At 72.7% G+C, this 19,962-nt stretch carries 19 protein-coding genes and 1 riboswitch; of the genes, 9 read left to right on the forward strand and 10 right to left on the reverse strand.

The genetic code is table 11. From position 1 onward, the window contains the following. The first annotated feature begins 53 nt into the window (after positions 1-53). A complete protein-coding gene (locus tag IEY78_RS22960; RefSeq protein ID WP_189101188.1) occupies positions 54-1,823 on the forward strand; it encodes a PTS transporter subunit EIIC in 1,770 nt (589 codons plus the stop codon). Positions 1,824-2,031: 208 nt separating this feature from the next. After that, positions 2,032-2,355: a hypothetical protein gene (locus tag IEY78_RS22965; protein WP_189101190.1), complete on the forward strand. Its 324-nt coding sequence runs from the start codon at positions 2,032-2,034 to the stop codon at positions 2,353-2,355. A 161-nt stretch (positions 2,356-2,516) separates the two neighbouring features. Here the strand turns inward: IEY78_RS22965 and groL are convergent, their stop codons facing one another. The 4 genes from groL to thrC form a co-directional block, all read right to left on the reverse strand. Further along, complete coding sequence (gene groL, locus IEY78_RS22970) at positions 2,517-4,142, reverse strand: chaperonin GroEL (protein ID WP_006603858.1); 1,626 nt, start codon at positions 4,140-4,142, stop codon at positions 2,517-2,519. A 323-nt stretch (positions 4,143-4,465) separates the two neighbouring features. Continuing rightward, positions 4,466-4,669 carry a cold-shock protein gene (locus IEY78_RS22975; protein WP_003986833.1) on the reverse strand — a complete coding sequence of 68 codons (204 nt, stop codon included), beginning with the start codon at positions 4,667-4,669 and terminating at the stop codon, positions 4,466-4,468. 423 nt (positions 4,670-5,092) lie between these two features. Beyond that, complete coding sequence (locus tag IEY78_RS22980; protein WP_189101192.1) at positions 5,093-5,371, reverse strand: MoaD/ThiS family protein; 279 nt, start codon at positions 5,369-5,371, stop codon at positions 5,093-5,095. A 74-nt stretch (positions 5,372-5,445) separates the two neighbouring features. Beyond that, entirely contained in the window at positions 5,446-6,729 is a 1,284-nt protein-coding gene (thrC, locus tag IEY78_RS22985) for a threonine synthase (RefSeq protein WP_189101193.1), read from the reverse strand. Positions 6,730-6,746: 17 nt separating this feature from the next. Further along, positions 6,747-6,909, reverse strand: a riboswitch (SAM riboswitch). A 169-nt stretch (positions 6,910-7,078) separates the two neighbouring features. Here thrC and IEY78_RS22990 point away from each other — a divergent pair. Continuing rightward, entirely contained in the window at positions 7,079-8,056 is a 978-nt protein-coding gene (locus IEY78_RS22990; protein ID WP_189101195.1) for a glucosyl-3-phosphoglycerate synthase, read from the forward strand. Positions 8,057-8,060: 4 nt separating this feature from the next. Here IEY78_RS22990 and IEY78_RS22995 read toward each other — a convergent pair whose 3' ends face one another. Continuing rightward, complete coding sequence (locus IEY78_RS22995) at positions 8,061-8,816, reverse strand: GntR family transcriptional regulator (RefSeq protein WP_189101197.1); 756 nt, start codon at positions 8,814-8,816, stop codon at positions 8,061-8,063. Between the two features lie 168 nt (positions 8,817-8,984). On the opposite strand from IEY78_RS22995, the gene IEY78_RS23000 reads away from it, so the two are divergent. The 3 genes from IEY78_RS23000 (at position 8,985) to IEY78_RS23010 (ending at position 12,105) form a co-directional block, all read left to right on the forward strand. Beyond that, positions 8,985-9,332: a hypothetical protein gene (locus IEY78_RS23000; RefSeq protein ID WP_189101199.1), complete on the forward strand. Its 348-nt coding sequence runs from the start codon at positions 8,985-8,987 to the stop codon at positions 9,330-9,332. Between the two features lie 79 nt (positions 9,333-9,411). Beyond that, positions 9,412-10,950 (forward strand): alpha,alpha-trehalose-phosphate synthase (UDP-forming), encoded by a 1,539-nt coding sequence (locus IEY78_RS23005; protein ID WP_189101201.1) that lies wholly within the window; start codon positions 9,412-9,414, stop codon positions 10,948-10,950. Positions 10,951-11,046: 96 nt separating this feature from the next. Next, on the forward strand, positions 11,047-12,105 hold the full coding sequence (locus IEY78_RS23010; RefSeq protein WP_189101342.1) for a cytochrome c oxidase assembly protein: 1,059 nt from the start codon (positions 11,047-11,049) through the stop codon (positions 12,103-12,105). Between the two features lie 46 nt (positions 12,106-12,151). On the opposite strand, the gene otsB is transcribed toward IEY78_RS23010, so the two are convergent. The 3 genes from otsB to IEY78_RS23025 form a co-directional block, all read right to left on the reverse strand. Further along, a complete protein-coding gene (gene otsB / locus IEY78_RS23015) occupies positions 12,152-13,069 on the reverse strand; it encodes a trehalose-phosphatase (RefSeq protein ID WP_189101203.1) in 918 nt (305 codons plus the stop codon). A gap of 85 nt (positions 13,070-13,154) precedes the next feature. After that, positions 13,155-13,457 carry a DUF3263 domain-containing protein gene (locus IEY78_RS23020; protein WP_189101343.1) on the reverse strand — a complete coding sequence of 101 codons (303 nt, stop codon included), beginning with the start codon at positions 13,455-13,457 and terminating at the stop codon, positions 13,155-13,157. Positions 13,458-13,542: 85 nt separating this feature from the next. Beyond that, positions 13,543-14,808 (reverse strand): extracellular solute-binding protein, encoded by a 1,266-nt coding sequence (locus IEY78_RS23025; RefSeq protein ID WP_189101205.1) that lies wholly within the window; start codon positions 14,806-14,808, stop codon positions 13,543-13,545. Positions 14,809-15,035: 227 nt separating this feature from the next. Between IEY78_RS23025 and IEY78_RS23030 the strand changes: the two genes are divergently transcribed. From IEY78_RS23030 to IEY78_RS23040, 3 genes are all read left to right on the forward strand, one after another. Then, the gene (locus tag IEY78_RS23030; protein ID WP_189101207.1) at positions 15,036-15,989 is read left to right on the forward strand and encodes an ROK family protein; all 954 of its coding nucleotides are present in this window, start codon (positions 15,036-15,038) and stop codon (positions 15,987-15,989) included. Continuing rightward, on the forward strand, positions 15,989-17,209 hold the full coding sequence (nagA, locus tag IEY78_RS23035; protein WP_189101209.1) for an N-acetylglucosamine-6-phosphate deacetylase: 1,221 nt from the start codon (positions 15,989-15,991) through the stop codon (positions 17,207-17,209). Before IEY78_RS23030 ends, nagA begins: the two co-directional genes overlap by 1 nt. Before the next feature lie 194 nt (positions 17,210-17,403). Next, the gene (locus IEY78_RS23040) at positions 17,404-18,330 is read left to right on the forward strand and encodes a 1-phosphofructokinase family hexose kinase (protein WP_189101211.1); all 927 of its coding nucleotides are present in this window, start codon (positions 17,404-17,406) and stop codon (positions 18,328-18,330) included. Positions 18,331-18,375: 45 nt separating this feature from the next. Here IEY78_RS23040 and IEY78_RS23045 read toward each other — a convergent pair whose 3' ends face one another. Both IEY78_RS23045 and IEY78_RS23050 read right to left on the reverse strand, forming a co-directional pair. Continuing rightward, the gene (locus IEY78_RS23045; RefSeq protein ID WP_189101213.1) at positions 18,376-18,711 is read right to left on the reverse strand and encodes a peptidase inhibitor family I36 protein; all 336 of its coding nucleotides are present in this window, start codon (positions 18,709-18,711) and stop codon (positions 18,376-18,378) included. Positions 18,712-18,829: 118 nt separating this feature from the next. Further along, positions 18,830-19,747, reverse strand: a complete 918-nt coding sequence (locus IEY78_RS23050; RefSeq protein ID WP_189101215.1) for a CBM35 domain-containing protein — start codon at positions 19,745-19,747, stop codon at positions 18,830-18,832. Positions 19,748-19,962 lie beyond the last annotated feature (215 nt).

Consider the following 19,962-nt stretch of genomic DNA (forward strand, 5'->3'; position numbering starts at 1 on the left):
ACCCCCGTCCCCGACCCCCCTTCCGGAATTGTCACCACAGCAAGGCGCCACTTATGTCCGAAGACAAGAACCGTGCCACCGCCGCCGCGCTCCTCCCACTCGTCGGCGGCGCCGGAAACGTCACCTCCGTCGACCACTGCATGACCCGGCTCCGGCTCGGCATCCGGGACCTCACCCTCGTCCAGGACGAAGCCCTCCGGGCGCTCCCGGCCGTGCTGGGCGTGGTCGAGGACGACACGTACCAGATCGTGCTGGGCCCGGGGACCGTCGCCCGGGTCACCCCCGAGTTCGCCCGCCTGGTGGAGCTGCACCGCGCCGGACCACCGTCCGCCGAACCGGCCACCACAGAACCGGCGGCCACCGAACCGGCCAGCGTCCCCTCGGCCGCACGGGAGACCGCCGCCGCGCCCCGACCCGCCGCCCCGGCCACGTCACCGGACCCCGCCGCCACTCCCACCACAGCCGACGCGCTCGCCGCCCAGGGCGCCGCCCTGAAGTCCCGGCAGAAGTCCCGGAACGCCACGCCCACGAAGCTGTTCCTGCGCCGGATCGCGCAGGTCTTCGTGCCGCTGATCCCGGCCCTGATCGGCTGCGGCATCGTCGCCGGCATCAACGGCCTGCTGACCAACCTCGGCTGGCTGCCGTCCCTCGTCCCGGCGCTCGCCGCCATCTCCTCCGGCTTCATGTCCCTCATCGCCGTCTTCGTCGGCTTCCACACCGCCAAGGAGTTCGGCGGCACTCCGATCCTCGGCGGCGCGGTCGCCGCGATCATCGTCTTCCCGGGCGTCACCCATGTCACGGCCTTCGGCCAGCAGCTCGCCCCGGGCCAGGGCGGGGTGCTCGGCGCGCTGGGCGCGGCCCTGCTCGCCGTCCGGGTGGAGAAGATGTGCCGCGACGGGATCCCCCTCGGCCGGGGGCCGTCGCGAGTCCGGCTGCGGATCCCCGAGGCGCTGGACGTCCTGGTCACCCCCACCCTGACGGTGCTGGTCACCGGCCTGGTCACGCTCTTCGGCCTGATGTACGCGGCGGGTGCGGTCGCCACCGCCACCGGCACCGCCGCCACCTGGCTGCTGGCCCACGGCGGCGCGCTGGCCGGCTTCGTCCTGGGCGGCCTGTTCCTCCCCCTCGTGATGCTGGGCCTCCACCAGGCCCTCATCCCGATCCACACCACCCTCATTGAGCAGCAGGGCTACACGGTCCTGCTCCCGATCCTCGCCATGGCCGGGGCGGGCCAGGTCGGCGCCGCCATCGCCGTCTACCTCCGTCTCCCCCACAACCGCTCGATCCGTACGACCATCAAGTCCGCCCTCCCCGCGGGCTTCCTGGGCGTCGGCGAGCCGCTGATCTACGGCGTCTCGCTCCCGCTGGGCCGCCCCTTCATCACCGCCTGCATCGGCGGCGCGTTCGGCGGCGGCTTCATCGGCCTGTGCAACCAACTCGGCGACACCGTCGGCTCCACCGCCATCGGCCCCTCGGGCTGGGCCCTGTTCCCCCTGGTCAAGGGCAACCAGAGCATCGCCACCACCCTCGTCGTCTACGCCCTGGGCCTGCTCGCCGGCTATCTCGCCGGCTTCCTCGCCACCTACTTCTTCGGCTTCAGCAAACAGATGCGGGAAGACCTGAACACCGACCCGCTCCCCACCACCGCCCCCAACCCGGCCCACCACACGAGCACGCACCCCACCGACGCCACGGCCACCACGGACCCCACGGGCACCACCACCGCCGACCCCGACCCAGCTCCAGCTCCAGCCCCAACCCCGGCCCCGGCCCCGGCCCCGGCCCCGGCAAGGAACAGCCCCACCACCGTCAGCCCCTCCTGAGCCCACAGCGCGAGCCGCCGGACCACCGCACCGCGTCAGCCCCTCCTGAGAGCACACCGAGCGAGCCGCCGGCCCCGAGCGGCGAGCCGCCGCCCCCACACCGCTGTCGACCACCGCCCCCGTCGGACCGCCCCCGCCGCCCCCGGCCCCCCACACCTCACTCGCGGACAGCCACCCCCCTGTCGGACCGCCGCACTAGGGTCGCCGCATGCTGATCCGATTACGCCGTCCCTGGCGCGCCAGGCTGGTCGTGGCGCTCACCGCCCTCGTACTGGCCGCCGCCGGAGTGGCACTGATCCTGCGCGGCGAGGCACCGTCCTCCTACCCGCCGCTGCCCCACCCGTCCTGGGCGCCCCGCTCGAACCATTTCGTCTACGTCATCACCATGGACCGCGACGCCCCGCCCGCACCGGCCACCCTCTGCGGCGCCGTCCTGCTGTCCGTGGCGGGCGCACTGTGCCTCACCGGCTGCCTGATCATCCGCCGCCGGCAGCGACCCACCGGGCCCACCGGGCAGCAGCCCATCGGGTAGCGACCCACCGGCCAGCGGCCCGCCAAGCAGCAGCCCACCAGGTAGCGCCGGTCGTTCCCCCCGCAAAACGCCGCCGGGGCGGCACCCCCTGGGAGGAGGGTGCCGCCCCGACGTACGTCTGGACGTGCGGTCCGGGAGGACCGGCGACTGATCCGCGAGGATCAGAAGTCCATGTCACCGCCCGGCATGCCGCCCGGAGCGCCCGCCGCGGCGGCCTTCTCCGGCTTGTCGGCGATGACGGCCTCGGTGGTGAGGAACAGCGCCGCGATGGAGGCGGCGTTCTGCAGCGCGGAGCGGGTGACCTTGGCGGGGTCGATGATGCCCTCGGCGATCATGTCGACGTACTCACCGGTCGCGGCGTTCAGGCCGTGGCCGACGGCCAGGTTGCGCACCTTCTCCACCACGACGCCGCCCTCGAGGCCGCCGTTGACGGAGATCTGCTTGAGCGGGGCCTCCAGCGCGAGCTTCACGGCGTTGGCGCCGGTCGCCTCGTCACCGTCGAGGTCCAGCTTCTCGAAGACCGAGGAAGCCTGGAGCAGGGCGACGCCACCGCCGGCGACGATGCCCTCCTCGACGGCCGCCTTCGCGTTGCGAACGGCGTCCTCGATGCGGTGCTTGCGCTCCTTGAGCTCGACCTCGGTGGCGGCACCGGCCTTGATGACGGCCACGCCGCCGGCCAGCTTCGCCAGACGCTCCTGGAGCTTCTCGCGGTCGTAGTCCGAGTCGCTGTTCTCGATCTCGGCACGGATCTGGTTGACGCGGCCCTGGACCTGCTCGCTGTCACCGGCACCGTCGACGATGGTGGTCTCGTCCTTGGTGATGACGACCTTGCGGGCGCGGCCGAGCAGTTCGAGACCGGCGTTCTCCAGCTTGAGGCCGACCTCCTCGGAGATGACGGTGCCACCGGTGAGGATGGCGATGTCGCCGAGCATGGCCTTGCGGCGGTCACCGAAGCCCGGGGCCTTGACGGCGACGGACTTGAAGGTGCCACGGATCTTGTTGACGACCAGGGTCGACAGGGCCTCGCCCTCGACGTCCTCGGCGATGATCAGCAGCGGCTTGCCGGACTGCATGACCTTCTCCAGGAGCGGCAGCAGGTCCTTCACGCTGCTGATCTTGGAGTTGACGATCAGGATGTACGGGTCGTCGAGCGCGGCTTCCATGCGCTCCATGTCGGTCGCGAAGTACGCCGAGATGTAGCCCTTGTCGAAGCGCATACCCTCGGTGAGCTCCAGCTCCAGACCGAAGGTCTGGGACTCCTCGACGGTGATGACGCCTTCCTTGCCGACCTTGTCCATGGCCTCGGCGATCAGCTCGCCGATCTGGGTGTCGGCGGCGGAGATGGAGGCGGTCGAAGCGATCTGCTCCTTGGTCTCCACGTCCTTGGCCTGCTCGAGCAGGGCGGCGGAGACGGCCTCGACGGCCTTCTCGATGCCGCGCTTGAGGGCCATCGGGTTGGCGCCGGCGGCGACGTTGCGCAGGCCCTCGCGGACCAGGGCCTGGGCCAGGACGGTCGCGGTCGTCGTGCCGTCACCGGCGACGTCGTCCGTCTTCTTCGCGACCTCCTTGACCAGCTCGGCGCCGATCTTCTCGTACGGGTCCTCGAGCTCGATCTCCTTGGCGATGGACACACCATCGTTGGTGATCGTGGGGGCGCCCCACTTCTTCTCGAGGACGACGTTGCGGCCCTTGGGGCCGAGGGTGACCTTGACGGCGTCGGCGAGCTGGTTCATCCCGCGCTCGAGCCCGCGCCGCGCCTCCTCGTCGAACGCGATGATCTTGGCCATGTGAAGTGGTCCTCCCGGACTAATGGGGTCTCCCCTGCTCGAACGCAGTTGAGAGCGTGGGGAAGGATTGCTCCGGACCGCGCTGGCGCCCGCGACGGACGACCTGCAGAACCCTGGTGGTTCCCTGCCCCACCCGGCCTGCGGGCCTCACCGACCCGGTCCTTCGTAGCACTCTCACTCGGAGAGTGCTAACGCCAATGATTAGCACTCGCGGGGTGCGAGTGCAAGCGCCCATCGAGGGGTGACCCCCTGCGGGGCGGACAGCAGAAGGCCCGCACCCCCAAGGGGCACGGGCCTTCTTCGCGCAGCAGTCGGTCGGCGCCTCAGCCGGCCACCCGGACCATGTCCGCCTGCGGCCCCTTCTGGCCCTGCGAGATCTCGAACTCGACCCGCTGGCCCTCCTCAAGGGTGCGGTAGCCGTCCATCTGGATCGCGCTGTAGTGGACGAAAACATCCGCACCACCGTCGACCGCGATGAAGCCGTACCCCTTCTCCGCGTTGAACCACTTGACGGTGCCCTGAGCCATGCCTAACTCCCCTATTACTGGCCCTTGCGCAGGACCGCACTTCGCGGACCCGGGTCAGACCTCACCCCGCGAAAGGCCCGTGGGGTGTGCGCCGGAACGCGTCGACCGCCGCTGAATGTATCTGCACAGATGCCCAGAGCAACAGGTCAATCGGACGAGAAATCTGGGGCCGGAGAATCGGCAATTTAAGGTGAAATCCCAGTTCTTCGGGGCAAGTCGGGCCGGGCGTAGCACACATAAGCGACAAAAGCTGCTCACACTTTGAGCACAACTGGTCGCTGTTTCCTCTGCGTTCGACACGCGCACGGTGATATCCGGAAGGGGATCACCCCAATGGTATCCCCTTTCACAACATGGAATTGCCCCGTCCGCTTTCTGGCGGACGGGGCAATTCCGGTCAAGCAGGGGAAGAGTTGGCGCAAATCAGCAGCCGCCGGCGACCGCCGGAATGATCGAGATGCCCGCGCCGTCGGGGGTCGGCGTCTCCAGGCCCTGCTCGAAGCGCACGTCGTCGTCGTTGACGTAGACGTTCACGAAGCGGCGCAGCTTGCCGGCGTCGTCCAGCACACGGGCCGCGATGCCCTGGTGGTTGCGCTCCAGGTCGCTGATCACCTCGGAGAGGGTCGCGCCCTCGGCGGGGACCTCGGCCTGGCCGCCGGTGTAGGTGCGGAGGATGGTGGGGATGCGGACCTTGACGCTCATGGTTCTGCCTTCCGGTGGTGCGGTGTACGAGTGCGGGGCCGGGCGCGGTGCCCGTCCGGGGAGGGCCCTCGGCCTCAGCCGGCCAGGCCGGCCGCGCGGAACGCGTCCAGGTCCGGGCGGATCGTGGCCGTGGGCCCGGAGGTGGGCGCCACCGCGTCCAGGGTCTTGAGGCCGTCACCGGTGTTGAGGACGACGGTGGTCAGGGACGGGTCGAGCAGCCCCTCCTCGATCAACTTCTTGGTCACGCCGACGGTCACGCCGCCCGCGGTCTCCGCGAAGATCCCCTCCGTGCGGGCCAGCAGCTTGATCGCGTCCACGACCTGCTCGTCGTTGACGTCGTCGACCGCGCCGCCCGTGCGCCGGGCGATGTCGAGCACGTACGGGCCGTCCGCCGGGTTGCCGATGGCCAGCGACTTGGCGATGGTCTTCGGCTTCTGCGGGCGCACCACGTCGTGCCCGGCCTTGAAGGCCGTGGAGACCGGCGAGCAGCCCTCCGCCTGGGCGCCGAAGATCTTGTACGGCTTGTCCTCGACCAGGCCGAGGGCGATCAGCTCCTTGAGCCCCTTGTCGATCTTCGTCAGCTGCGAGCCGGACGCGATCGGGATGACGATCTGGTCCGGGAGCCGCCAGCCGAGCTGCTCGCAGATCTCGTAGGCGAGGGTCTTGGAACCCTCGCCGTAGTAGGGGCGCAGGTTGACGTTGACGAAGCCCCAGCCCTCGCCCAGCGGGTCGCCGATCAGCTCCGAGCAGAAGCGGTTGACGTCGTCGTAGTTGCCCTCGATGCCGACCAGGTCGCCGCCGTAGACCGCGGCCATGACGACCTTGCCGGCCTCCAGGTCGTGCGGGATGAAGACGCAGGACTTGAAACCGGCGCGGCGGGCCGCGGCGCCGACCGCGCCGGCGAGGTTGCCGGTCGAGGAGCAGGACAGGGTGGTGAAGCCGAAGGCGCGGGCGGCCTCGACGGCGATCGCCACGACGCGGTCCTTGAAGGAGTGCGTCGGGTTCCCGGAGTCGTCCTTGACGTACAGCCCGCCGGTGACGCCCAGCTCGGCGGCGAGGCGGTCGGCCTTGACGAGCTTGGTGAAGCCGGGGTTGAGGTTGGGCTTGTCGGCCACGTCGGTGGGGACGGGCAGCAGCGGGGCGTAGCGCCAGATGTTGTCCGGCCCGGCCTCGATCTGCTTCCGCAGGCCCTCGGGGTCACCGCTCGGCAGGTCGTAGGCGACTTCGAGCGGCCCGAAACATTCCTGGCACGCGAAGATCGGGCCGAGCGCGAAACGCTGTCCGCACTCGCGGCAGGACAGTGCCGCGGCGGGGCCCAGAGCGACGGTGGGGGTGTTTTCGGTGACTTGCACAGCCATGGAGGCGAGGCCCTTTCTCCTCATCTTCCTCGCGGCGAATCTCGCCACGAGACGGATTTGGCACCTTCCCTAGCCGGGAGCCTCGCGCGCGGGACGCCATCGAGCGTCCTTGCGGCAAGACCGGCTGGAGGGTTGCCGGGGCTTCAACGGGCCGTATCCCTCTGCCCCTCTGGATGAGCGGTATGGCACTGGGCCGAAACCCAGGCGTTTGTGGCGCAGACCCCGACATGCGACGGTCATCCGCGTTGTTCAAGACTGTAACCGACGGCGCTGACTGTTGAGATAGTCGTCCGAACCGCGAGATGGATCACACAGGCCGCCCTCCGGCGGCGACCGAGGAGTCGTAGACGTGCTGGAAGAGGTGGAGCGCTGGCTGGGCGCCCGGTCCTGGTCCGCCGCGGATCGCCCGCTGGAGCAGCTGCTGGAGGCCAAGCGCCTCACGGGCCGGACGGTCAGCGTCGTGCTGCCCGCGCTCGACGAGGAGGCCACGGTCGGCGCGATCGTGGCCACGATCCGTGACGCCCTGATGACGGACGCGCTGCCGCTCGTGGACGAGCTGGTGGTGCTGGACTCCGGCTCCACCGACCGCACCGCCGAGGTCGCGGCGGCCGCCGGCGCCCGGGTGGTGCACCGCGACAGCGTCCTGCCGCGGCTGCCCGCCGTCCCCGGCAAGGGCGAGGTGCTGTGGCGCTCCCTGCTGGCCACCACCGGCGACATCATCTGCTTCATCGACGCCGACCTGCGCGAGTTCTCGGCCACCTTCGTCTCCGGGATCGTCGGCCCGCTGCTGACCGACCCGGACCTCCAGTTCGTCAAGGCGATGTACGACCGCCCGCTGGAGACCGGCCCGGACCGCACCGGCACGGACGGCACCGGCGCGGGCCAGGGCGGCCGGGTCACCGAGCTGGTCGCCCGCCCGCTCCTCAACCTCCACTGGCCCCAGCTGGCCGGCTTCGTCCAGCCCCTCGGCGGCGAGTACGCGGCCCGCCGCTCCCTGCTGGAACGCCTCCCCTTCCCCGTCGGCTACGGCGTCGAGCTCGGCCTGCTCGTCGACGCCCTGCACACCGTCGGCCTCGACGCCCTGGCCCAGGTCGACGTGGGCGTCCGCAAACACCGCCACCAGGACGGCCAGGCCCTGGGCCGGATGGCCGCCGCCATCTACCGCACCGCCCAACTCCGCCTGACCCGCGGCCACTTGGTACGCCCCCGCCTCACCCAGTTCGACCGCGGCGAACACGGCTTCGTCCCCCGCACCACCGACGTGGACACCGAGGAACGCCCCCCGATGACCGACATCCCGGAGTACACGGCCCGCCGAGCGGCGTGAGGGGTCACGCGTCGACGTCGTACTCCAGCACATAGGCCGACGAGTCCAGGATCATCTCGTTGACCTCCACGATGCGCCCGTCCGCGGTGACAGCCGTGCGGCTGATCAGGATGACGGGCGTGCCCGCCGGAAGGCGCAGCCGGTCGGCCTCCTCCGGCGCGGGCATCCGCGAGCGCACCTCTTCACGGAACCGGGCCGGAGCCGCGCCCAGCTCGGCGAGCCGGGCGTACACGCCGCCAGGACCGGTGTCGGGCCGCGTGATCGCCGAGTTCGCGACGAGGCCGGCGGGGAGGTAGGAGGTGGACAGCAGCACCGGCTTGCCGTCGAGCACGAACCGGCGCCGCCGCACGATGACCGCGTCGCCGGGCGGGAGATCCAGCCGTGCCGCGACGGCGTCCGCCACCGGCTCCTCGCCGACGGAGACCTCGTCGACCACCAGCTCACGGTCCGGGACATCGGCCGCCCAGACCGACCGCCCTTCGCCCCACTGCTCCCGGGCCAGGCGCGGCACGCTGCGACGGCGGATCGGCTGGAAGTCCCGCACGAAGACTCCGGCGCCCTTGCGCGCCTCGGCGAGCCCCTCGGAGGTGAGCACGCCCAGCGCCTGACGAGCCGTCATTCGCGCCACGCCGTGCCGGGCCATCAGCTCGTTCTCCCCGGGCAGCCGGTCACCGGGCCCGAACTCCCCCGCCGCGACCGCCCGCTTCAGCGCGTCGGCGATCCGGCGGTACTTGGGCGACGGGCTCTCCTGTGCGGCCATGACGACGCATCCCTCCTGGCGATCTCTGGACATCCTAGAGATCTGTTCGAGTACCGCGGCGCCTCCCTGCCGCCCAACCACTCAACTTCTCTAGAGATGCAATTGACGCTATGCGTTCACTTCGCTTCAATGGGTAGCGGCCAACTTCTCTAGACAACTGGAGTCGCCATGACGCCTCCTGCGCGTCCACGCCTGCTTCCCTGGTCGAGCCCGGAGGGGAAGCCCTGCTACTTACTCTCCGAAGGGGACGGCCCTGTCACCCGGCAAGCGGACGCCGTTGAGCGCGCCCAGCTCGCATCCGGCCGGATCCTCCTGGGGCACGCCCGCGCCCTCCTCCACGATGACCGGACCACGGCACCCGAACTGCGCTTCCTGGCCGTCTGCCTGACGGACACCCTCGCCGACACCTTGCGCGTCGCCCACAGCAGGGGCGGCCGTCTCGACTGCGAGCCCCCGGAGTTCACCGACGGTGAGCCGAGACCACTCCTCGACACCGCCCCGCCACGAGACACCTGACGGCCCCGCCCCGCCGCTGCCGAGTCCTTGGCCGCTTCCCTACGTTTGCGTGGTTCTGTGGCGGGTTACTTGTCGCGACATGGTGTCCGAGCGCAGTGCGGTGCAAGCCGAGGTTCTTGTCGCGTCGAATCGTGGGCCGGTGTCGTACGGCCTGGGGGAGGACGGGGGGCTCACGGCCAAGCGGGGTGGTGGGGGGCTGGTGTCGGGGCTGTCGGCCATCGGGCAATCGACACGCGGCGCGGAGCGCCTCGATGAGGGGCAGCGGTCGGGAGACGGGCAGGCGGATGCGGTGTGGGTGTGTGCCGCGCTCGGGGACGGTGACCGGGAGGCCGTGCGGCGGACGGGTGGGGTGCTGGATCCGGGCGATACCGGTGGACAGCGGGTCCGGATGCTGGACATTCCGGCCGAGGTGTATGCCGCCGCCTACAACGGGATCGCGAACTCGGTGCTGTGGTTCGTCCACCACATGCTGTACCAGACACCGCTGGAGCCCGTCTTCGACGCGGAGTTCCGGGCGCAATGGGCGGCGTACGAGACGTACAACGCGGCCTTCGCCGACGCGCTGGCCGAGAGTGCGGCCGACGGTGCGGCCGTGCTGGTGCAGGACTACCACCTGGCGCTGGTGCCCGGCATGCTCCGTGAGCGCCGTCCCGACCTGCGGATCGCGCACTTCTCGCACACGCCGTGGGCCCCCGCCGAATACTTCGCGATACTGCCCGACGACATCCAGCGGCAGCTGGCGCTGGGGATCCTCGGCGCGGACCGGGCGAACTTCCTCACCCGGCGGTGGGCCGAGAACTTCCTCGCTTGCGCGGAGACGGGGCTGGGCGGGCAGTGCGAGCGGGTGCGGCCGGAGGACGGGGCGCCCGGCATCGTCGCGCTCGTGCCGGAGCGCAAGGCGCGCACGACCTGGATCGGCGTGCACGGGCTCGGCGCCGACGCCGCGTTCCTGCGCGAGCGAGCGCACCGCCCCGACGTCGAGGAGCGGATGACGGCGCTGCGCGCGCAGATCGGCGGGCCGGACCGCAAGACGATCGTCCGCGTGGACCGCACCGAGCTCTCCAAGAACATCGTGCGGGGCATGCTCGCCTACCGGCAGCTGCTCGCCGACCGCCCCGAGTGGCGCGAGCGGGTCGTGCACGTCGCCTTCGCCTATCCCTCGCGCCAGGACCTCGCCGTCTACCGGGACTACACCGCGGAGGTCGAGCGGGTGGCCGGGGAGATCAACGCCGAGTACGGGACGCCCGGGTGGCAGCCCGTCGTGCTGCACGTCAAGGACGACTTCGCCCGCTCGCTGGCCGCCTACCGGCTCGCGGACGTGGCGCTGGTCAACCCGATCAGGGACGGGATGAACCTGGTCGCGAAGGAGATCCCGGTGGTGTCGGACGCCGGCTGCGCGCTGGTGCTGTCGCGGGAGGCGGGCGCGCACGAGGAACTGGGCGCGCACGCGCTGACCGTCAATCCGTACGACGTCACGGGGACCGCCGAGGCGCTGCACGAGGCGCTGTCGATGGACGAGGGCGAGCGGGCGGCGCGCTGCGAGCGGCTGGCCGCGGCGGCCACCGCGCTGCCGCCCGCCCGGTGGTTCCTGGACCAGCTGCAAGAGCTGCGCGGCTGACCTGCGGCTTCGCACGCGCCGCCCGGCGGCGGGGCCTTCGGGGCGCCCCCGCCCGCGGCGCGCGCCGGGGCGGGTCTAGCGTGGTGGCCCGTGACAGTGACAACCCTTTCGGCCGGTTTGCCCCGGGCCACCGCGGGGCGGCTGGCCGACAGCTGGCAGCTCGATCCGTACGCGCTGGTGCTGGTGCTCGTGCTGGGCGGCCTCTACGCGTGGGGCGTGGTGCGGCTCGCGCGGCGCGGTGAGCGGTGGCCGCTCGCCCGGATCGCGGCGTTCGCGGGGATCGGGCTGGGCGCGATCGTGGTGGCGACGATGTCCGGGCTGGCGGTCTACGACCGTGAGCTGTTCTGGACGGCCGCGGTGCAGAACATCGTGCTCGATCTGATCGCCCCGCTGGGCCTGGCGCTGGGCGACCCGCTGGCGCTGGCGCTGCGCGCGCTGCCGGACCAGCGGCCGGCCGCCCGGCGGCTGCGCGCGGCGCTCTCCGGGCGGGTCCTGCGGCTGCTGACGTTCCCGCTGGTCAGCACGGTGCTGGTGCTGTCGTCCGAGCTGGCGATCTACTTCACGCCGTACTTCCCGACGGCGCTGCGGCACGGCCCGCTGCACGAGATCATGTATCTGCAACTGCTGGTCACGGGCAGCCTCTTCGTGCTGCCGATGCTCACCCGCGCGGAGCTGCTGCCCGCCTGGTGCAGCCACCCGGTGCGGGCGCTGCTGGTCCTGCTCGACGGGCTGGTGGACGCCGTGCCCGGCATCGTCGTGATGACCAGCGGCACCCTGATCGCGGGCGGCTGGTACGCCTCGCAGCACCGGCCCTGGGACCCGAGCCCGCGGCAGGACCAGATGATCGGCGGCGGGCTGATGCTGACCATCGCCGAGCTGGTCGGACTGCCGTTCCTGATCGCGGTGTTCGCGGAGTGGGTGCGGTCCGAGCGCGGGCGGACGGCGGCGCTGGACGCCCGGCTGGACCGCGAGCTGACGGTGGTGGGCGGGGCGGCCGCGGCGGAGCCCGGCGCGCGCCCCGGGCGGTCGGACGAATCGGGGGCGCCGGGCACGCCGCAGGCTCCGGCCGCACCGCAGCCGGAGCTGACGCGCCCCTGGTGGGAGACGGATCAGGGCACGGTGGGCGAGCGCTTCCGGCAGGGCGGCGGGCGATAGGCGGCGCCCGCGCGGCCAAGGGGGCGGCCGCGGCGGGTGCCCGCCACTACGGCGTGCCGGGCCCGCGCTCGTCCAGCCGGTCCGCGAGGCCGACGAGCAGGCCGACGACTCCGGCCGGGCCGTCGACCACCAGGTCCGCGCGGTCGGCCAGTTCGGTGACCTCGGCGCTGCCGCTGCACACCAGGACGCCGGCCAGCCCGTCGGCGCGGAGCCGCTCGACGGCGCCGAAGGCGGCGAGGTCGCCGAGGTCGTCGCCGGCGTAGAGGACGGTGGTGGCACCGGTCTCGCGGACCCAGTCGGTGAGCGCGACGCCCTTGTCCATGCCCGGCGGGCGGAGTTCCAGGACCAGCCGGCCGGGCTCGACGATCAGGTCGTGGCGGGCCGCGAGGGCGGCGAGCGGGGCGTGCAGCCGGTCGAAGGCGCCCTGCGGATCGGGGGCGCGGCGGGTGTGCACGGCGACGGCGCGGCCGCCCTTGCGCTCGACGGCGGTCGCCGTCCAGGTGCCGTGCCAGACACCGGAGGAGTCCAGGACGCCGGGGAGTTCGGCCTCCAGCGCGGCGACGCCGGGGTGCGGCGGCGGGGCGTGCAGGGCGCCGGTGGCCGCCTCCCAGCGCTCGGCGCCGTAGTGGCCGAGGACGGTGAGGTGGTCCAGGCCGGGGACGTCCGCGAAGCCGCCGAGGCGGACCGCGACGGCGGCCGGACGGCCGGTGATCACGGCGGCGGCGCGCAGCCGGGGCACCAGGCGGCCCAGCGCCGCGACGGCGCCGTCATGGGCCCGGGCCCGCTCCGGGTCGGGGACGATCTCGGCGAGGGTGCCGTCGAAGTCGAGGGCGATCACGGCGCGTTCCGGGTGGGCCAGCAGCGCGGCGAGGCCGTCGCGGCCGGCGGGGGTGTGCGGCCTCGGCACGGGGTCGGGCCCGGGGTTCGGCTGGGAGTGCGGCGCGGCGTTCGGGGGGCTGCCCATGCGCCGACCCTACCGGCGGGCGGCCGGCGGCCGGGACGGGCTCGGCCGGCGGGCTCCCGACCTGCGGGCGGGCCGGGCGGCGCCGTCAGCGGCGGGCGCGGCGGGCGTCGCGTATCCGGCGCAGGCGGTGGATCGTGCCGGGGTCGTGGGCGAGCGCCCGGGGGTCGTCCAGCAGCGCGTTGAGGAGCTGGTAGTAGCGGGTCGGGGAGATGCCGAGCTGTTCGCGGATGGCGCGCTCCTTGGGGCCGGGGCCCGGCCAGGAGCGGCGCTCGACGGCGAGCACCGCCTCGTCCCGGGCGGTGAGCCCCGGGGAGCCCTCGGCGGGCCCGGGCCCGCCGAGCCCCTGCTCGTCGCCCGGACCGCCCGTCTCCGCCGCGGCGCCCGTCATCACGCTTCCACGATAAGCGCACGGTCCGACAGCGCCCGGCCCGGCGCCGCGGCGGACGGCCGCCGGCGCCGCTGCCCGCCCCTGGTCATTCGGCGGCGTTGTCGGCCGCGTCCGCGGTGTTCTGGATCTCGGTGAGTACCCCGGACGGGTTGCCGTTCGGATGGACCGCGGCGCCCATCTTCGCCTTGACGGTCTTGGAGACCAGCGGCCAGGAGGTCTTGTCGGCCGGGTAGAACTCGGCGGTGGCCAGCTGCTGGAGGAAGCCGTGCATCTTGGCGAACCTGTCGTCCTCCTGCATCGCCTGGGAGGCGGAGGTGGTGACGGGCAGCAGGCCGTATTCGCCGGAGAACTTCTCGACGTTCTTGTCGCTGTAGACGTAGTCGAGGAACGTGCCGGCCTGCGCGCGGTGGCCGTTCTGCTTGAACGCCATCATCCAGTCGGCGACGCCCATGGTGGCCTTGGCCTTGCCCTTGGGGCCGGGCAGTTCGACGGTGCCGTAGTCGATGCCCTTGGCCTCGGCCTGCTTCATCAGGGTGGGGTGCCCGTTGAGCATGCCGACGTCGCCGTCCGCGAAGGCCTTGAACGCCGCCGCGCGGTCGAGTTTGGCGGGGTCGGTGCCGGTCAGGCCCTTGCCGACGAGGTCGTCCTTGAGCCAGCCGAAGGTCCGGACGTTCTCCGGCGAATCGATCGTGTACTTGCCGATGCTGTCGGTGTAGCCGCCACCGCCGCTGAGCATCCACATCAGCGTCTCGGCCTGGGTCTCCTCCGGGCCGAGCGGCAGCGCGAACGGCATCTTGACGCCGTGCGCCTTCAGCAGCTGGGCGTCGTGGGCGATGTCGTCCCAGTTCTGCGGCGGGCCGCTGATGCCGGCCTGGGCGAACAGCTTCTTGTTGTAGAAGAGCCGCCGGGTGCTGGCGCCGAAGGGCAGTCCGTACTGGACGCGCTTGTACTCGCCGGCCTCCTCCAGGGAGGGGGTGAAGTTGGCCTGGGTGGGGATGGAGAGCAGCTGGTCGGCGCTGTAGAGCTTGCCCTTGGCGGCGTAGTCGGCGTACGCGCCGATCTGCGCGAGGTCCGGGGCGTGGCCGGCGTCGACCATCTCCGCGACCTTCTTGTCGACGTCCGTCCAGCTGTAGACGTGGACATCGACCTTGATGTTGGGGTGCTTCTTCTCGAAGCCGCGGGCGAGCTGGTCCCAGTAGAGCCGGGAGGCGTTGGACTTGCCGCTGCCGTAGTCCGCCGCGACCAGCTGGAGCGTGACGTCGCCGCCGGAGCCGCTGCCGCAGCCGGTGAGGGTCGCCGTCATCGTGGTGGCGATTGCCGCTGCCGTCAGGCCCAAGTACCGCCGCTGCACTGCTGTTCCGCCTTTTGTTCTGTGTTCCGCGCTTGCCGGGCCGACGGCCCGCCGCCGCGGGGTCTCCCCTCACGCGGCGTGAAGTACGAGTCTCCCCCGAGCCCTTTCGGAGGTCTACACCACCCCCCTCGTTACCCCTCCGCCCCGGCTTCCGGGCGGCCCGCCGGACGCGATCCGTCCGGCGAGTGGACTAGACCTTTCAGCCTGGATCGCGCGAAACTGTTCCCGTGAGACACGTCATCGCCCTTGATGTGGGCGGCACCGGCATGAAGGCCGCCCTCGTCGGGGTGGACACCGCGAGCCCCGACGGTGCGCCCGTACTGCTCCACGAGGCGCGGCGCCCCACCGGCCGCGAGCGCGGGCCGGACGCGGTCGTCGAGACCGTCCTCGGCTTCGCCGCCGAACTCCGCGCGCTCGGCGCGGCCCGCTACGGCGCCCCGGCCGCGGCCGCCGGCGTCGCGGTCCCCGGCATCGTCGACGAACGGGCCGGCCGGGCCGTCTACGCCGCGAACCTCGGCTGGCGGGACGTCCCGCTGCGGGCGCTGCTGTCCGAGCGGCTCGGCGGGGTGCCGGTCGCGCTGGGCCATGACGTGCGCACCGGCGGGCTGGCCGAGGGCCGCATCGGGGCCGGACGGGACGCGGACCGCTTCTTGTTCGTCCCGCTGGGCACGGGGATCGCCGGCGCCATCGGCATCGGCGGACGGATCGAGGCCGGGGCGCACGGCGGCGCGGGCGAGATCGGCCACATCGTCGTCCGGCCGGACGGACCGGAGTGCGGCTGCGGCCGGCGCGGCTGCCTGGAGGCGGTGGCCTCGGCCGCGGCGGTGGGCCGGGACTGGGCGGCGGTCTGCGGGGATCCGCTGGCCGGTGCGGCGGACGCGGCCAAGGCGGTGGCGTCCGGCGACGAGCGGGCCCGCGCCGTGTGGCAGCGCGCCGTCGACGCCCTCGCCGACGGCCTGGTCACCGCGCTCACCCTGCTCGACCCGCAGATGCTGATCATCGGTGGCGGGCTCGCCGAGGCCGGCGACACGCTGTTCACCCCGCTGCGGGAGGCCGTCCGCCGGCGCCTGACGTTCCAGCGGCTCCCCTCGATCGTTCCGGCGGCCCTGGGGGACGCCGCCGGGTGCCTGGGCGCAGGGCTTCTCGCCCGGGATCTTCTCTCCACGGAGGTAACCGCCTGATGGCTCAGCAACAGTCCGTGCCGCGGCCCTCGGGCCCCGGGCGCACCGTCCTGGCCGGCGCCCGGATCGCCCGGCCGTCCGGCGTCGTCGAGCGCGGCCGGATCGCCGTCGAGGGCGGCCGGATCGCCGCTGTCCACAGCCGTGACGCCGACCTCGGCCGGAACGGGGAGGCGCCCGCGGCCGACACCATGGACCTGTCGGGCCATCTGATCGTCCCCGGCTTCGTGGACATGCACGTCCACGGCGCGGGCGGCGGCTCCTTCTCCTCGGCCGACCCCGAGGAGTGCCTGACCGCGATCGCCACCCACCGCCGGCACGGCACCACCTCGATGGTCGCCTCCACCGTCACCGGCGAACTGACCGACCTGGCCCGGCAGGCCGCGGTGCTCGCCGAGTTGGTCCAGCAGGGCGAGCTGGCCGGAATCCACTTCGAGGGCCCGTTCATCTCCCCGCACCGCTGCGGCGCCCACCAGCCGGAGCTGCTGCGCGACCCGGACCCGGCCGAGGTCCGCCGGCTCCTCGACGCCGCGCGCGGCACCGCGGTGATGATGACCGTCGCGCCCGAACTCCCCGGCGGCCTGGACTCGGTCCGCCTGCTGGCCGACGCCGGGGTGATCGCCGCGGTCGGCCACACCGACTCCACCTACGACGCCACCCGCCGGGCCATCGAGGCGGGCGCCACCGTCGCCACCCACCTCTTCAACGCGATGCCCACGCTGGGCCACCGCACGCCCGGCCCGGTCGCCGCGCTCCTGGAGGACGAGCGGATCACCGTCGAGCTGATCAACGACGGCACCCATCTGCACCCCTCGGTCCTCCAACTGGCGGTCCGGCAGGCGGGCGACGGGCGGGTCGCGTTCATCACCGACGCCATGGGCGCGGCCGGGATGAGCGACGGGATGTATCCGCTGGGCCCGATGCGGGTCGAGGTCAAGGACGGCGTGGCGCGGATCAGCGAGGGACCGACGGCCGGTTCGATCGCCGGCTCCACGCTCACCCTGGACCGCGCCTTCCGGCGTGCCGTCACCGTCGACGGCCTGACGGTCGACCAGGCCGTCCAGGCACTTTCGGCCACTCCCGCCCGCCTCCTGGGCATCGACGGCCGCACCGGCTCCTTGAGCGACGGCAAGGACGCCGACCTGGTGGTGCTGGACGAGGCCTACGCCGTGGTGGGGGTCATGCGCCGGGGCGAGTGGCTGGTGCACCCGCAGAAGGGGTGACGACCGGGCCGGGCGGGCGACGGGACACGCGGTGTCCGGGCGCCCGGGGCCGCCGCTGAGCAGGTCGGCCGGACCGGGTCTGGGCCAACGGCCATCCGCGATGGCATGATCGCTCGCGCACTTGTCCGTATGCACCGCCGCGCGCGGTCACCCGATGCCCGGCCGCCCGGCCATGACTGCCCGGAGGGGCGACCATGATCCTCACGGTCACGCTGAACGCCGCCCTGGACATCACCTACCGCGTCCCCCGGCTCCGCCCGCACACCACGCACCGGATCACCGAGGTGTCCGAACGCCCCGGCGGCAAGGGCCTGAACGTCGCCCGGGTACTGGCCGCGCTCGGCCACCGCACGGTCGCCACCGGCTTCGCGGGCGGCGGCACCGGCGAGGCGCTGCGCGCCCTGCTCGCGGAGACCGAGGTCACCGACGCCCTGGTGCCGGTCGGCGGCGCCACCCGCCGCACGATCGCGGTCGCCGACACGGCCACCGGGGACACCACCCAGCTCAACGAGCCGGGCCCGGTCGTCACCCCCGCCGAATGGGACACCTTCCTCGGCACCTACCGCGAACTGCTGGGCGACGCACGGGCGGTGGCGCTGTGCGGCAGCCTGCCGCCGGGCGTCCCGGTGGATGTCTACGCCCGGCTCACCCGGGCCGCGCGCAGCGCCGGCGTCCCGGTCCTGCTGGACACCAGCGGCGAACCGCTGCGCCGGGGCCTGGCCGCCCGCCCCGACCTCGCCAAGCCCAACGCCGAGGAACTCGCCGCCCTCACCGGCAGCACCGAACCGCTGCGCGCCGCCCGCGACGCCCGCCGCCGCGGCGCCCACGCGGTGGCCGCCTCACTCGGCCCGGCCGGCATGCTCGCGGTCACCGCCGCCGGCGCCTGGCAGGCCACCCCGCCCGGCCGCCTCGCCGGCAACCCCACCGGCGCCGGCGACTCCGCCGTCGCCGGCCTGCTGTCGGGCCTGGTCGAAGACCTCTCCTGGCCGGACCGCCTCACCCGCGCGGTCGCCCTCTCCGCCGCAACGGTCCGCGCCCCGGCCGCAGGCGAGTTCGACCCGGCCACGTATGAAGAGCTGCTGGCACGCGTGGTGGTGACGGATCACCCAACGGCGGCGTGAGGGGGCCGGCAGCCGCCCCTCCTCACCCCGCAGCGCGCCGGCGCGTCACGGACCCCAGACGGCGATGCTCTTCACCGGCCACGGGGTCTTGGCCGAGTAGTGGCCGTTGGTCAGGTCGAAGCGCTTTCCGTAGCACCCCGAGTCGCTGTAGAAGGTCACGCGGTGCCTGTTCTGGTTGGACACCGACCGGACGTCGCCGTGGAATCCGTTGCACCCCGACGTGGGGCTGACCACGGAGTACGCGTGGCCGCCGAAGTTCGGCTTCGACCACCCGCAGATGTTGCCCTTCGGGCACTTGGCGGCGGCGTCGGCGGTTCCCACGGTGACCGGCAGAGCGGCCAGCAGTGCGGCGCCGGTCAGCGCTAATGCGCGCATCTTCATGCGCCATCTCCCTTGATCAGATGGACTTTCGCGATCAGTCGACCATGATCAAGAGGGCGGCGGCAACCAACTTCCGCGGGGACGGCGGCCCCTCCGGCTCCGGAGCGGCGGTCACCGCCTACTGCTTGGCGCCACCCCGCTGCAGCCACACCTGGTCCAGGTTGGCGTTGCACTGGTTGCCCTGCCCGCAGGAGATCTCGATGGTGTTGGCGCCCTGGTTCAGGGTGACGGGGGCCCAGGTGGTCTGCCAGCCCTTCTCCCAGTCGCCCTTCGCCGAGTGGATGAAGTTCTTCAGGCCGAGGGGCTGGGGGTTGGGCTTGCCGTTCACCGCGAGCGTGGCGTTGGCGTCCTCGCCCGGGATGCCGTAGCGCACGTAGAGCCGGTAGTCGCCCGCCTTCGGGGCATCCAGCTTCCACTGCACCTTCGCCCCGACCTGGTTGAGGCCGGCGACATACGAACCGCTCGCCGAGTGGGCGCCCTTGATGTCCTTGGCGGTCGTCGTTCCGCCGTCGAGGCGCAGCGCGCTCGCGTCCTCCTTGGGCAGCTCACCAGGCTGCTTCTTACCGGGCTTCTTGTCCCCCGGCTTGACCGAATCACCGGCCGTCGGGCCCGACTTGCCGGCCTCGGTGTCCTTCGAGTCCTTGCCGTTGGTGAGCATCGCCACGCCGATGCCTATACAGACCACCGCGACCACCGAGACGGCGCCTATCAGCAGGCCGTTGCGGCTGCGGCGCGGCTCGGGGCCGTCCGGGGCCGGGGCGCTGCGCGTGCGGTCGCCGCCGGGCAGCGTCTCCGGCGCGGCGTAGTGGGCGTTCTGCTGCCCGTACGTCGTCGGCTGCTGCGGCGGCTGGCCGTACTGGCGCTGGCCGACCGCACGCACCTGGTTGTAGGACGTCCGCGGAATTCCCGGCTGCCGCGTCCCCGCACCGGCGCCCGCCGAGCCCGGTGCGCCGCCCTCGCCGCCTTCCGAGCGGTAGAGGTAGGCGAACGGGTCGTCGTTCTCCGGCGTGTCCGCGCCGTTGTTGCCGGCCGTCATTCCGTGTCACTCCCAAGCGATCTGTGCGCGTCTGTCACGCGTCTCTACGCGTTCGCAGGCATCTTCTGCGCGAACTGTCTTTCGGGCCCCCGGCGGCGCCGCGCCGCATCGGCGCAGCCTACCCCGTCGACACGCCCGCACACCGAGCCCGCCGGGCCACAAGATCGCTACGGATCGGTGAACTGCTGGTGCGGGGCCCGGAGCGCCGCGGGTGT

It is taken from the genome of Streptomyces kronopolitis (assembly GCF_014646275.1).
Taxonomy (GTDB): Bacteria; Actinomycetota; Actinomycetes; order Streptomycetales; family Streptomycetaceae; genus Streptomyces; species Streptomyces kronopolitis.

Bases quoted from the DNA above. Each gene is read 5' to 3' on its own strand.
- IEY78_RS22965 (WP_189101190.1), top strand. From the start codon at position 2,032: ATGCTGATCCGATTACGCCGTCCCTGGCGCGCCAGGCTGGTCGTGGCG.
- IEY78_RS23000 (WP_189101199.1), top strand. From the start codon at position 8,985: ATGACGCCTCCTGCGCGTCCACGCCTGCTTCCCTGGTCGAGCCCGGAG.
- groL (WP_006603858.1), bottom strand. From the start codon at position 4,142: ATGGCCAAGATCATCGCGTTCGACGAGGAGGCGCGGCGCGGGCTCGAG.
- IEY78_RS22995 (WP_189101197.1), bottom strand. From the start codon at position 8,816: ATGGCCGCACAGGAGAGCCCGTCGCCCAAGTACCGCCGGATCGCCGAC.
- nagA (WP_189101209.1), top strand. From the start codon at position 15,989: ATGGCTCAGCAACAGTCCGTGCCGCGGCCCTCGGGCCCCGGGCGCACC.
- thrC (WP_189101193.1), bottom strand. From the start codon at position 6,729: ATGGCTGTGCAAGTCACCGAAAACACCCCCACCGTCGCTCTGGGCCCC.
- IEY78_RS23045 (WP_189101213.1), bottom strand. From the start codon at position 18,711: ATGAAGATGCGCGCATTAGCGCTGACCGGCGCCGCACTGCTGGCCGCT.
- IEY78_RS22975 (WP_003986833.1), bottom strand. From the start codon at position 4,669: ATGGCTCAGGGCACCGTCAAGTGGTTCAACGCGGAGAAGGGGTACGGC.
- IEY78_RS22960 (WP_189101188.1), top strand. From the start codon at position 54: ATGTCCGAAGACAAGAACCGTGCCACCGCCGCCGCGCTCCTCCCACTC.
- IEY78_RS23005 (WP_189101201.1), top strand. From the start codon at position 9,412: ATGGTGTCCGAGCGCAGTGCGGTGCAAGCCGAGGTTCTTGTCGCGTCG.
- IEY78_RS23020 (WP_189101343.1), bottom strand. From the start codon at position 13,457: ATGACGGGCGCCGCGGCGGAGACGGGCGGTCCGGGCGACGAGCAGGGG.
- IEY78_RS22980 (WP_189101192.1), bottom strand. From the start codon at position 5,371: ATGAGCGTCAAGGTCCGCATCCCCACCATCCTCCGCACCTACACCGGC.
- IEY78_RS23040 (WP_189101211.1), top strand. From the start codon at position 17,404: ATGATCCTCACGGTCACGCTGAACGCCGCCCTGGACATCACCTACCGC.
- otsB (WP_189101203.1), bottom strand. From the start codon at position 13,069: ATGGGCAGCCCCCCGAACGCCGCGCCGCACTCCCAGCCGAACCCCGGG.
- IEY78_RS23050 (WP_189101215.1), bottom strand. From the start codon at position 19,747: ATGACGGCCGGCAACAACGGCGCGGACACGCCGGAGAACGACGACCCG.